Annotated in this window: 8 protein-coding genes; all 8 read left to right on the forward strand. The window is 44.0% G+C overall.

Annotated elements, in window-relative coordinates; all coding sequences use genetic code 11:
• The coding region (locus D464_RS0104900; protein ID WP_018910405.1) for a transposase at window positions 1-258 on the forward strand (258 nt) is incomplete at its 5' end.
• Window positions 259-786: 528 nt separating this feature from the next.
• Window positions 787-3888, forward strand: a complete 3102-nt coding sequence (locus D464_RS0104905) for a SusC/RagA family TonB-linked outer membrane protein (RefSeq protein ID WP_018910406.1) — start codon at window positions 787-789, stop codon at window positions 3886-3888.
• Between the two features lie 40 nt (window positions 3889-3928).
• On the forward strand, window positions 3929-5554 hold the full coding sequence (locus D464_RS0104910) for a RagB/SusD family nutrient uptake outer membrane protein (protein ID WP_018910407.1): 1626 nt from the start codon (window positions 3929-3931) through the stop codon (window positions 5552-5554).
• A 17-nt stretch (window positions 5555-5571) separates the two neighbouring features.
• The gene (locus tag D464_RS0104915; protein ID WP_024985984.1) at window positions 5572-6702 is read left to right on the forward strand and encodes a glycoside hydrolase family 18; all 1131 of its coding nucleotides are present in this window, start codon (window positions 5572-5574) and stop codon (window positions 6700-6702) included.
• Window positions 6703-6749: 47 nt separating this feature from the next.
• Window positions 6750-7895 (forward strand): DUF1735 and LamG domain-containing protein, encoded by a 1146-nt coding sequence (locus tag D464_RS0104920; protein ID WP_018910409.1) that lies wholly within the window; start codon window positions 6750-6752, stop codon window positions 7893-7895.
• 506 nt (window positions 7896-8401) lie between these two features.
• Window positions 8402-8965, forward strand: coding sequence for a TFIIB-type zinc ribbon-containing protein (locus D464_RS0104925; RefSeq protein ID WP_018910410.1), 564 nt, complete (start codon window positions 8402-8404; stop codon window positions 8963-8965).
• 92 nt (window positions 8966-9057) lie between these two features.
• Window positions 9058-11565, forward strand: coding sequence for a TonB-dependent receptor (locus D464_RS0104930; RefSeq protein WP_018910411.1), 2508 nt, complete (start codon window positions 9058-9060; stop codon window positions 11563-11565).
• An 11-nt stretch (window positions 11566-11576) separates the two neighbouring features.
• Complete coding sequence (locus D464_RS0104935) at window positions 11577-12668, forward strand: DUF4249 domain-containing protein (protein WP_018910412.1); 1092 nt, start codon at window positions 11577-11579, stop codon at window positions 12666-12668.
• Window positions 12669-13705: the final 1037 nt, after the last annotated feature.

Here is a 13705-nt window from a genome sequence, read left to right on the forward strand (position 1 = left end):
CTTATAACCAAATTGAAAAGTAACATGAAAGGATGTTTAATGAGTGTTTCAGACAGACTTTTACTCAGAAAAAGAGCCATTATAGAAACTGTGAATGATGAACTTAAGAACATTGCACAAGTAGAGCACTCCAGACATAGATGCTTTGACAATTTCATCGTCAACTTATTAGGAGCCATTGCCGCCTATTGTCTGTTTCCAAAGAAGCCGTGCATCAATATACAAAGAACCATGGACACACAGCTTGCATTGTTCTGAATTCGTCGAACTCACGTTATTTTAGATTGATAGGGGAACTTCATCTAATCTTAATAATAGTTTGAAACTTATTTATTGGGTGCTTTCAAATTGTCTATACATATTCAACTTTAATAGTTAAAATCATTTAATTACTATATTATTAGGGGCGTTTTATTCGATTATCAGTAATAAATTGTTACTTTTGCATGCGCTAAGGTACATTGAGAATAGCCTTAAATGGATTGTCTCATATAGGCTGTAATAGATAAGGAGTTGTGCCTTTAATGTGGAATTGTATAGTATCCTCATTGGTAAGATGGGATGAAGAACAATACAAAAACATTCGTCCAATAATATTGGGAGTGAATTGTTGGGAGACACATGAAACCTAAGAAATCGTAAGAACCTAAAAAATAAAACAAGTTCCTATACATAATAAGGTGTAAAAAGGATGGTTTGCAGTAGACGATAAATCTGTTATTCACTCCTTACGAATCCATTAGAAGTATAAAATCAAATATTCATATAATTAAAAACCTAAACCTGATGAAGAACTTTAAGGAATCTACGCAGAAGCATCTGTACTTCTCAGTTGCTTTTGTCTGCTCGATGGCTTTCATGCCAATGAGTGCTAATGCAGGTACGAGTATCAGCCAAGAAACATCAGTGCAAGCCGTTCAGCAGAGTGGTAATCACAAGGTGACTGGTAAGGTGGTAGACGCTTCGGGCGAGCCATTGATTGGTGCCTCAGTTATGGTCGAAGGTACGACCGAGGGTACAGTTACCGATATTGATGGTAACTTTATGTTGAACACGAAGCCTACAGCAAAGCTCGTCTTCTCTTACGTTGGTTATACTTCTCAGACGATTGCCGTCAACGGGAAGCAAACTTTCAATGTAACTCTGAAAGAAGAGGCAAACGCTATGAACGAGGTAGTTGTAACCGCTCTGGGTATCAAGAGAGCCGAGAAAGCATTGAGCTACAACGTTCAGAAGTTAGCTTCGGAAGAGCTTACTCGAAACAAGGATGCCAATTTCGTCAACTCCTTGAATGGTAAGATTGCGGGTGTAAGTATCTCTAAGAGTGCCAGTGGCGTTGGTGGTGCTACACGTGTCATCATGCGTGGTGCAAAGTCAATTGAGGGCGATAACAATGTGTTATACGTGATTGATGGTATCCCATTGTTCAACTTTAGCGGTGGAACAGATAGTGGTATCATGGGTGAGGGGCGCGTTAGTAGTGAGGGAATAGCCGACCTCAACCCTGAAGATATTGAGAGTATTAACGTCCTCGCAGGTCCTTCTGCTGCCGCACTCTATGGTAGTAACGCTGCTAACGGAGCGATCCTCATTACCACAAAGAAGGGTAAGGAAGGGCGTGTGGAGATAGCCTTCTCTACTTCTGCCGACTTCAGTTCGCCTTTGTTAATGCCTAAGTTTCAAAACAAGTATGGCAATAAACAAGGTTCGTATGAGAGCTGGGGTGAGAAACTGGATAAGCCCAGTTCGTATGATCCAAAGAAAGATTTCTTCCGTACAGGAACGAACTTCATCAATGCTCTAACTATAAATGCAGGTAACGAGATAAACCAAACCTTCGCTTCAGTAGCAGCCACTAACTCACGTGGCATAGTACCGAATAACACTTATGACAGATATAACTTTACGGTACGAAATACCACTCGCATGTTTAATAAAAAGGTACAGTTAGACCTCGGTGCATCGTATATTAAACAGAAGGATAATAACATGGTGTCACAGGGCGAGTACTGGAATCCAATCGTCGCAGCCTATCTCTTCCCACGTGGGGAGTCGTTTGAAGCAATCAAGACATTCGAACGTTACAATAATGTACGTAACTTCCCAACACAGTACTGGCCTATCCTTGATAGTCGATTTGCCAATCAGAACCCTTACTGGACAGCCTATCGTAACTTGGCACCAGACGATAAGGATCGCTTCATGTTCAATGCTGGTCTGACCTATAACATCTGTGATTGGCTGAGTGTAGCAGCCCGTGTGCGTTTGGATCAGACCTTTATGACAAGTGAAAGAAAGATTTATGCGTCTTCTTACGATTACTTCGCAAAAGCCAACGGAGCGTATGACTATTACGATTATAAGGATCATCAGACTTACATTGATGCAATAGCTAATATCAACAAGCACTTTGGTGACTTCAGTATAGCAGCCAACGTGGGTTACAGTTATTCGGACTATGGATCGCTAACACGTGGTTATGGAGGTAACTTAGTATTAGTTCCTAACAAATTCTCACTCAATAACATCGACCCATCGGATAGTAAGGTTCGTGAGAAAGGTGGCGAGTCGAACGTTAGAAACGTAGCTGCTTTTGCTAGTGCCGAATTGGGTTGGAAGAGTATGCTCTACCTCACTTTGACAGGTAGAAACGACTGGAATTCACGTCTTGTGAACTCTTCTGAGGAGTCATTCTTCTATCCTTCAGTGGGCTTATCTGGTATTATCTCCGAAATGGTTAAGCTCCCTTCATGTATCTCTTATCTGAAGGTTCGAGGCTCATATACCGAAGTCGGATCCCCTGTATCACGCTCTGGTATGACCCCGGGAACCATCACCACGCCTCTTGTTGGTGGAAGTCTTAAATCCACAGACATCTATCCCTTCACCGATTACAAGGCTGAGCGTACGAAGTCATACGAGCTTGGTTTGACTGTACGTTTCTGGCAGAAACTATCGTTCGACTTCACTTGGTACAAGTCAAACACATATAACCAAACATTCATCGGAGAGCTCCCGGAGAGTTCTGGATATAAAGCAGTTTACTTGCAAGCGGGCAATGTTGAGAACCGAGGAATTGAAATGTCTCTGGGCTACACAGATAACTTCGGAGGTCTTCAATGGAACTCTTCTCTTGTTTACTCAAAGAACGTTAATGAGATAAAAGAGATGGTTAAGAACTATCATCATCCGTTAAGTCCGAAGCCAATCAATATCCCCGAGGTATCGAAGGATAAGGGTCGTGTATTACTAAAGGTGGGTGGTTCCATCAATGACATCTATGCCCGTAAGGTGTTAGCAAAGGACAATCAGGGCTTTGTTAACGTAAGTCCGTCAGGCGGAATCAACCTCGAAACAGTCGACCCAATATACCTTGGCAAGACAACTCCAGACTTCACGATGGGCTGGAACAACACTTTCACGTACAAGAACTTCGGTCTTTCTTTCCTTATCAATGCTCGTTTCGGTGGCGTTGTGACCTCTTCAACACAGGCATTGTTAGATCGTTTCGGTGTGTCGAAGGCTTCAGCTGATGCCCGAGATGCTGGTGGTGTAATGCTACCTAACCAAGGTCTCTATGATGCAAAGAAGTATTATACGCTTGTTGCAACCGGTGAGACAGACCTTGCGGGATACTACTGCTATAGTGCTACTAACGTCCGATTGCAGGAGTTGACATTGAGTTATAAGTTCAATCCACGCTGGTTTAACAATGTTGTTAGAGACCTTACACTATCGTTCGTAGCTACCAATCCTTGGATGATCTACTGCAAAGCTCCATTTGATCCTGAGCTTACTTCCTCAACAGGAACGTATGGTCAAGGTAATGACTACTTCATGCAACCAAGTTTGAAGAGCTATGGGTTCAGCCTAAAATTTAAGTTCTAAGCGTGTTGATAGGCATGTTTAATTCTAATTCTAACATAGTATGAAAGCAAAAGTATATAAATATATAGCAGGTGTATTGATGCTTTCTTTGTTCGCATCATGCGACTTTGAGAAGATCAATACCAATCAGTTTGAACTGCTCCCAGAGGAGGGACTGATGGACGGAATAGTAATTGGTGGTCCTATAACAGCCATGGAGAAGTGTGTTGTCCCAGTAGGAACTCAAGCCGACGGAACCGATGTCGTCAATCGTTATCAGACGGCGTACAACCTCGCAGCAGACTGCTGGAGCGGTTACTTCGGACAGAACAATAACTGGGGAGGACCTAATAACCTCAATTACTTCCTACGTGATGGTTGGGTTGCATCATCCTATACAGAGGCTTATTCAACAGTAGTTCCTCTATGGCAGGATCTCAAGGGGAAGACCGAGACGAAGTTCCCTGAAGCATTCGCATTAGCGCAGATCTTGAAGATATCTGCATGGCATAAAGCAACGGACATGTTCGGTCCCATCCCTTACAAAGAGGCTGGAAAAGGACTCATCACTGTGCCTTACGATAGTCAAGAGGATGTTTATAAAGCTATGTTCGAAGAGCTGACAGCGGCAATAGATGTGCTCACGCGATACGCTGATAATGGTACAACTCTCTTGTTACCAAAGGCTGATGCCGTTTATGGAGGCGATGTCCATAAGTGGGTCGTATATGCTAATTCATTGATGTTGCGCCTTGCTATGCGTGTTTACTACGCCGACCAAGACCTCTCTAAGAAGTATGCTATGCAAGCTATCAACCATCCTTATGGCGTGATGAGGGCTAAGGCTGACGAGGCAAAGATGGACAGAGGAGCTGGATTAGTGTTCCAGAATAACCTCGATGTATTGATCAATCAGTATAATGAATGTCGAATGGGTTCATCCATGTTAGCCTACTTGGGCGGTTACCAAGACCCACGTTTGGAGAAGTACTTCACGACAAGCACCCTCCCTCAGGCAGTCTCTGTTGACGCTATGGGAAACTATCTTGCGGTGCCGACAGGTCACGATGTGAGTTCAAACAACACCTTCAAAGGTGCCTCCCGACCAGCTATCACGACAGCAACTCCTACGTATTGGATGCGTGCATCAGAGGTTTACTTCCTCTTAGCAGAGGCTGCCCTCCACGGCTTCCCAGTAGGTCAAACGGCTGAAGACCTATATAAGAAAGGTATAGAAACATCTTTCGAAGAGAACGGCATACCATCTTCTGAGGTTGACACCTATATCAGTTCTGGACTCACCCCACTAACTTATTCATTGCACATGAGCAATCCTAACGTGAATGTTGATGCACCAGCTGTTACGAATGCAACGACAGAGTGGACTGGAACAGACGAGGAGAAGCTCGAGAAGATTATGATTCAAAAGTGGATCGCACTCTATCCTAATGGTCAAGAAGCATGGTCAGAGTATCGCAGAACGGGCTATCCTAAACTCCATACAGCCATCTCTAACCACAGTAATGGTGAGGTTGACACACAGACGGGCATACGCCGTATGCGTTTCCCAACTAATAAGGCAACCTCAAAGGAGGACATTGAAAACCTGGAGAAAGCACGCCAGATGCTTCGTGGTGGGCAAGATAAAGCCGGCACAAGACTATGGTGGGACAATAAGAATCATTAATAATAAAGCGAAAGATAATGAAGAACTTAAGATATGCAAGTCTATTACTAACCCTTTGCGCAGGCTTTATCTTCTGTGCTTGCAGTAATATGACTGATGTTGAAAATGAGCCGTTTGACCACATTGGTGGTTATAACACAATGAACAACAAGCAGAGTGAGAAGTATTATGCCGACCTACGTGCTTACAAGCAGCAAGCGGTTAATTATGGTCGACCAGTAGCTTTTGGCTGGTATTCCAACTGGTCTCCTGCAGGTACTTATCGCCGTGGCTACCTCACCTCAATGCCTGACAGTATGGACATCGTGTCCATGTGGAGCGGTGCTCCTAACCGCTTCAAGATTACCCCAGAACAAAAGGCTGACAAGGAGTTTGTGCAGAAGGTTAAGGGCACAAAGCTGCTGGAAGTAACCCTATTATCCTACATTGGCAAGGGACGTACCCCTGATTCTGTCTATACGGCAGTAGAGAAACAAGCCGAGAAAGAGGGTTGGGCGAATGATGCCAATCGTTTGAACGAAGCCAAGAAACAGGCTCGTTGGAAGTTCTGGGGTTTTGATGGTAATGTTGACAGCGATAGTCATAAGCAGGCACTGAGCCGTTTTGCAAAGGCATTGTGCGACTCCTTAGTTGCAAACGACTGGGACGGATATGACATCGATTGGGAGATTGGCAGTGGAGTGTTCGATATGGACGGTACACTAAGCCGTAACGAGGACCTCATCTACTTGGTTAAGGAGATGAATAAATACATCGGTCCGAAGAGTGATCCAGACCATAAAGGACACCGACTCATCTGTATCGATGGGCATATTTGGAGCTTAACTCAAGCCTTGGAAGGCTATGTTGACTATTGGATCGATCAGGCTTATGGACGTTCAACCTACTATGATCAATATGGTATCGATCCGAAGTCTATCATCACAACTGACAACTTTGAGTCATCCTTCAAGACGGGTGGTGTACTCTTGAGACAAGCTGCCAGTATGCCAACTAAGGGTTACAAGGGTGGCTTCGGAGCCTATCGCTTCGATAATGACTACGATAACACGCCTAATTACAAATGGATGCGTCAAGCGATACAGATCAATCAGAAGGTCTTTGAAGACTGGAAGAAGAATGGCACTCCGTACAAGTCTGACAACTAAAAGAGGCTATCGTCGCATATTATTAAATTTCAAATAACACAGAGAATATGAAGTTTTCAATTATAAAATATCTATCCTTAAGCCTTGTAGCATTGTCTATTGCCGCTTGTCAAGATAGTGAGAACGACCTCTTGAAAGCGAAGGTTTACTTTGAAAATAACGTGCAACACGTGTCCATGCCGGATTCTGGTACGAGTCTGGATGTTGACATCACGGCACGAATTTCCAATAAGCAATCATCCTCAACGGCTGTTTCTTACTCATTGGCAGACCCTTCACTCGTCACTACTTACAATCACAAGTATGGTACTGATTATATTGCTTACAAGGCAGAAAACGCCACATTAAGCAAGACATCATCGACCATTGAGGTAGGACAAATCTATGCCGATAAGGTGGTGTTGAGCCTTAATAACCTTGATCAACTCGAAGAGGGCAAGAACTATATGCTCCCTGTTAAGGTTCATTCAAGCTCTACTTCCATCATAGAAGGCGAAGACATTGAGTACATCTTATTAGCTAAACCAATCAGAATTAGTAAGGTTGCTCTATTCTACGACAGCTTTATCTCGGTTAAATTCCCTACTGGAACGTACTTCAAGTCATTTACCTACGAGGCCTTAATTAACCCTTATTACTTTGGTAATAACAATACAATCATGGGTACTGAAGGTATAATGATTCTACGCATTGGAGATGTTGGCGGCGGTATTGCAAAGGATATTTTGCAGATTGCAGGACAGCAGCATTACGAAGCTCCAGAGGCTTTGCAGACCAATAAGTGGTATCACATCGCCTTGACTTACGACCAGGCTACGGGCAAGACAGTCATGTATCTCAATGGCACGAAGTGGGCAGAATCAGCTTGGAGCATACCCGGCTTCAGTCCAAACAGCGATGTTGGCTTTAACATTGGTAAGATTCCTAACTTCCCATGGGGTACTCGCCCGTTCTATGGATACATGAGTGAGGTGCGTGTATGGAGTGTTGCTCGAACAGAGAATCAGATTAAGCAGAACATGCTAAGCGTCGATCCGAAGTCGGAAGGATTGGAGCTTTACTTCAAGATGAATGGTTCGGAGAAATCAACGAGTTCGAAGATTACCGATGCTGCTAAGGGCATTGAATGTTCTACGAACAATGTGACTATTGAGAATCTTGACCATCCAATTATGCTGAAAGACTTGCAATAAGAGGGAAAAAGGAGCCTCACTTACAACTCCTCAACAGCCTCACCCCCAGCCCCTCTACAGCCTCTCCCCCGTCCCCTCTCCGAATGGAGAGGGGCGTGAATAGTACCATTTACATGTACGCCAATACCTGACAGATACAGAGGTAATAGTATTTTAAAATGAAAGGAACGCCTTCTTTCAATCGAAGAGGGCGTTTCCTTGCAATGAAGAGGGCGTCTCTTCACATCGAAGAAACGCCCTCTTTGTTTGCTAATAGTAGTATTTACTCCCCTCTCCATTCGGAGAGGGGTTGGGGGTGAGGCTTCTTCTCTCCCCTTGGGGGAGGCTGGGTGGGGTTATTCCATTCGGAGAGGGGACGGGTGAAGTACCGCCTCGTTACGCACCGAGCAACCATCGTCAATAACACAGAAGTATGTACCTATCCCACAAAGAAAGAACTTTCACCACTTTAAAATATCGATATTCTCATTCGTGATTCAAGTATTTTTTATAATTTTGTCGGCGTAATGAGGTACACAGTTAAATGTAATGAATGTGGTCGCAACTTTGTGGCTGAGACGGAGAAGTATGGGACAATGAAGTATCGTTGTCCATATTGTGGTAATGTATTAACCTGTCGCTTCGATGCACCGACAGCTTTCCGCACCCGTGCCCGTTCAGTACTTCCCTTGGCAGATGCTACTCCCATCGAAGTGAAGAAAGCGGCTAAGTTGCCCACAGTGGAGACCAACCTCATTAATAATCCTTCAAAAGAAAAGCTGGCAGAGATGCGTGAGAAGCTAGCTGAAGCGTCTCACAAAGCCCTTCAGGCATCGTTACATGCTGGCGAAACATTGCGTAATGCAACCGATAACGCAAGCGAGTTTATGTCGAAATCAAGCTCTCGTCTGCGCCAATTTCAGGAGAAGTATGAGGATGGCGACCTATGGATATTCTTTGGATTCAGCCTTTTGTTCATCATATCAGTCTTCCTTTTCCTCTTTATCTCTGCGGAGATTGTAAAGGTTGTAGCCGATGCCAATGCCAGTTTGTTCAAGGCATATATCGAGTTTAGAAACACCTATTTATAGTTGGGGTATGCCCCTTTTGAATGAAGGGATAGCGTTCCCTTCTCGTATATGTCATCCTTTTTCATTATTTTTGCAGCATAAAATAAAACCTAATGAACGGACAACAATTATCTACACTCATCCTGCTTTGTGCCATGAATACACTCGCAGGAACAGCAAAGACTCCTTCAAACATTTTTCCAGAACTCTCTTTTGTAAAGAAAGAAACATGTAATAACAACGTAGAGGATAACCAACAGCAACGCTTCACACTAAGTGGTTATGTGAAAGATAGCAATGGTGAGCCACTCATCAATGCAACTGTTTACGACCTCATAACGCGTCAAGGGACGATGACCAATGCTTATGGACATTTCTCGTTGACCTTAGTTGAGGGGCAACACGAACTCCGATGCAGTTATGTGGGTTATAAAACACTCGTGGAGAAGGTGGTTCTCACAAACAATAGAAACCACGATTTCGTGTTGCAAGGGGACACCCAATTGGACGAAGTGACTATCACCACCGACCTCAATTCACCATTATTAAAGACGCAAACAGGTAAGTTGTCGCTTTCACAAAGCGATATCAAGACCGAGTTTTCGCTGATGAGTAGCCCCGATGTCATCAAGACTTTGCAACGAACAAGCGGCGTGGCAGAGGGTATGGAACTCTCCAGTGGACTCTATGTACACGGTGGGAACAGCGATGAGAACTTGTTTCTTATAGATGGAACTCCGCTTTATCACACCAATCACAGCCTCGGTCTCTTCTCTTCCTTCAATGCTGATGCGGTGAAGAACGTCGACTTTTATAAGAGTGGATTCCCTGCTCGTTATGGTGGAAGACTATCAAGTGTGATCGATGTACGTACTGCCGATGGTGACTTCTATCGCTCTCATGGTAGCTACCGAATCGGTCTTTTAGATGGCAGTCTGCACTTTGAAGGACCTATCCGAAAGGGTAAGACTTCTTATAACATCGGTCTTCGCCGCAGTTGGTTAGACCTGTTAACGCGTCCATTCTTCGCTATCTATAATCGAAATAACCATGATGAAGACAAGATGGATGTATCTTATTTCTTCCATGACCTTAATCTCAAACTAACCAATGTATTCTCTTCCCGATCACGATTGTCGCTGAGTATCTATTCAGGCGAGGACCGACTCCGTTCGAAAGATGAGTCACGTTACATCTATAATAACAATACTTCCACCGATTATGACGTCTATAAGAACCGCTTCCATTGGGGTAATTTCAATGCAGCAATCGATTGGAACTATCAGTTCTCACCAATGCTTTTTGCCAATCTAACGGCTGTTTACACGCATAACCGTTCAACTGTTAACACGTCGGATAAGTCGGTTATCACGCGAAAAGGACAGGACGATGAGGTGACATTCCTATCACATGGCTACCGGTCAACCATTGATGACATTGGTTATAGGGCTGCTTTCGACTTCAGACCAAGTCCACATCATCACATACTGTTCGGTCAAGACTACACACATCACATGTTCCGACCACAGACTTACACGCATTTTGATAGCTATGCAAGTGATGGGACTAATGCAAATGACACCATTTCGGGACATAGCAATAACCGAAATGTAGCCCATCAGGTGACTCTCTACGCTGAAGATGAGGTGACTGTGAACGATAAGTGGAGCGTGAATGGCGGTGTAAATGCCGACATCTTCCATATTAGTGGGAAGACTTTCACCACCTTGAGTCCCCGTCTTGCCATGAAATATCAGCCCTTTGAGAAGCTATCTATTAAGGTCAGTTACACGATGATGAGCCAGTTTGTACACAAGATAGCCAATTCTTTCCTTGATCTCCCTACTGATTACTGGGTGCCAACGACTGCTCGTCTGCACCCAATGCGCTCTTGGCAGGTGGCTGCAGGGACATATATGCAACCCAACAAACACTGGACACTGTCGCTGGAAGGTTATTACAAACATTCAACTCACATCTTGCAATATGCGAGCTGGGCCGGTTTAGAACCGCCAGCAACCAATTGGGACTATATGGTAATGGATGGGGAAGGACGTTCATACGGCGTTGAATTGGATGCTGACTACCATCGCTCCAACCTCACCCTACATGGTTCTTACACGTTATCATGGGCTGAGAAGAAGTTTGATGACTTCTTCAACACTTGGTTCTATGATAAGTTTGACAACCGCCATAGGCTCTCGCTCTCTGCACGATGGCAACTTTGTCGTAAGATCTCGGCTTTCGCTGCATGGTCATTCCATACGGGTAACCGTATGACCATACCAACACAATACATTGGATTGCCTGTTGTTCCAGGTCAAGAAGGGGGACAAAGGCAGCACTTCGATGGTTCGGATGATAGTAATCTGAGCTTCGCTTACGAACGACCTAACAATGTTGTTCTCCCTGCCTACCATCGTTTAGATCTCGGATTTGACCTCCATCACACCACAAAGAAAGGTCATGAGCGTATATGGAACATAAGCCTCTATAATGCTTATTGCCATCTTAATTCACTCTGGGTAAGGGTTAAAATCACTGGAGACCACCATGTGCGAGTAAAGAATAACGCCTTTATTCCAGTGATTCCATCGTTCAGTTACACAATTAAATTCTAATCATCTACAATATGAAAAAGCTATTTCTCCTCTTGTCTCTCACCTTATTTATAATGGGATGTAAGGATGATTTCAATATTGATAACCTGCCAGAAGCATCTGCAAAGATGGTGGTTTATTGTATGCCTTCTGCATCTGATACTACCTACATCACCGTTTCTCGCAGTATTCCCTTGAAGCAGTTGAATGATAGAAAATCGAACCCTATGATCGATAATGCACACATTGACTATCATTTGAATGGGCAGGCTCTTCCAGTAACAACACTCGGTGACGGACGATATAGGGTCGTGGCGCATCAGAAAACAGGTGATAAAGTGAACCTGCATGTAGAAGCGGAGGGGTTGACATCAGTTGATGCTTCAACGGAGATACCCCCTGTTATCACTGCTAATAACCTATCAGTAAGGAAGGTAAAAGTAAAGGATTTATCATCATCCGAACTGCGAACTTACCAGCAGGTGATGGCCACGTTCACCGATCCAGCACCCTCACACGATTATTATGCGGTGCGAATAAAGGCAAAGGTGATCAATGCCTGTATCGTACATTGTTATCATCGAAATGCCGATAACACAATGCATTACGTGCAAAGTTTTGCCTCGTATGATGATTACATGCGCTATCGTGACACAGAGCATTGGGACAGTGTGGCTGTAAATATAGCCCATTCGGCGGAGTATCTGCCCATTGCCACATCAAGCGAGAGACTTTTGAACCCTATTACCGATATAGATGATGACTTCGATTTCAGCAGTGATTTCTATCAAGACTTCTATATCTTCGATGACGCAACGATAAATGGTCAGACCTACACATTGCACTTGAACGTTGCACCAAACTATCGTAGTATTCCCTTGAGTACGTTGGCAGCAGCAGAGCTAAAGGCAAAGTACGGCATAGAAGAGGGTTTTGAATTAGAGTTCTATCACATCACACCTGCCTATTACCGCTTCCTTCAAGCACTGAATGACGTGTCGAACAATTCATTGGCACAAGCCGGACTGTCGCAGATACGCTCCACCTACAGCAATATCTATAATGGTATGGGAATCTGTGCAGGGTTTAATGTAGCCAAGTCAAGCATTGCTAAAACAGAGTGAAAGGGTTGGTTCAAGTTGACGAGTTGACAAGTCAACAAGTAAATGAGCCTTTTGTAAAAGTAAAAAGATAAAGAAGTAAAGAAGTAAAACTGCTGTTTGTGTACAAGGCAGGTACTTCAAAGTAGGGACAGATGCCCCCGTCTGGAAACCCCTCCCAGCCTCCCCCAAGGGAGAGAAGAAGCCTCACCCCCAGCCCCTCTCCGACTGGAGAGGGGAGTAGATAGCATTGTTTGCAAACAAAGAGGGCGTTTCCTTGATGTGAAGGAAGCCTCTCTTCGATGCGACGGAACGCCCTCTTCAAATTGAGAAGGGCGTTCCTTTATTTAAAGAACATACCAACCTGTAAGGATAGGCGCCCCCGTCTGGAAACCCCACCCAGTCTCCCCCAAAGGGAGGAGCGCCTAACGGTAACCTATTTGAATGGTTCTTTCTATCCAAAGGGATGCCACAAAGTAGGGACAGACGCCCCCGTCTGGAAACCCCTCCCAGCCTCCCCCAAGGGGAGGAGCGCCTAACGGTAACCTATTTGAATGGTTCTTTCTATCCACAGGGATGCCACAGAGTAGGGACAGACGCCCTCGTCTGTCCGCCAGAACACAGCCATAAAAAGCCTCCCCAAGCCCCTCCGAAGGAGGGGATGTTGCCTAACGGGATGCCGTGTAAGGGTAAATAAGCGGACAGACGAGGGCGTCTGTCCCTACAGGTTCTCCATTGTTTCCAACAGAACTAATAACTCGTTTACTTGTCAACTATCAACTCGTCCACTCTACCTAATCATAATTTTGAATTATGAATTATGCATTTTGAATTACACAAGAGCCTCTTTAATGCGTGTTTTATTTACATTTTTTAAACAGAAAGGTGCTTTTTAGTTGCATAAGATACGTATTTTTAGATTATAAATAACATTAGATACAATAAAATTGAGGGCTAAATGCAATTTTTTATATCAATTACTTGCTTTTATTCTAAATATTCCCTAAATTTGTCATCGAGCCTGTTAACAATGTATGATAGGCTTCAAAATATGATAATTA

It is taken from the genome of Prevotella veroralis DSM 19559 = JCM 6290, from assembly GCF_000377625.1.
In the GTDB taxonomy this organism is placed as follows: Bacteria; Bacteroidota; Bacteroidia; order Bacteroidales; family Bacteroidaceae; genus Prevotella; species Prevotella veroralis.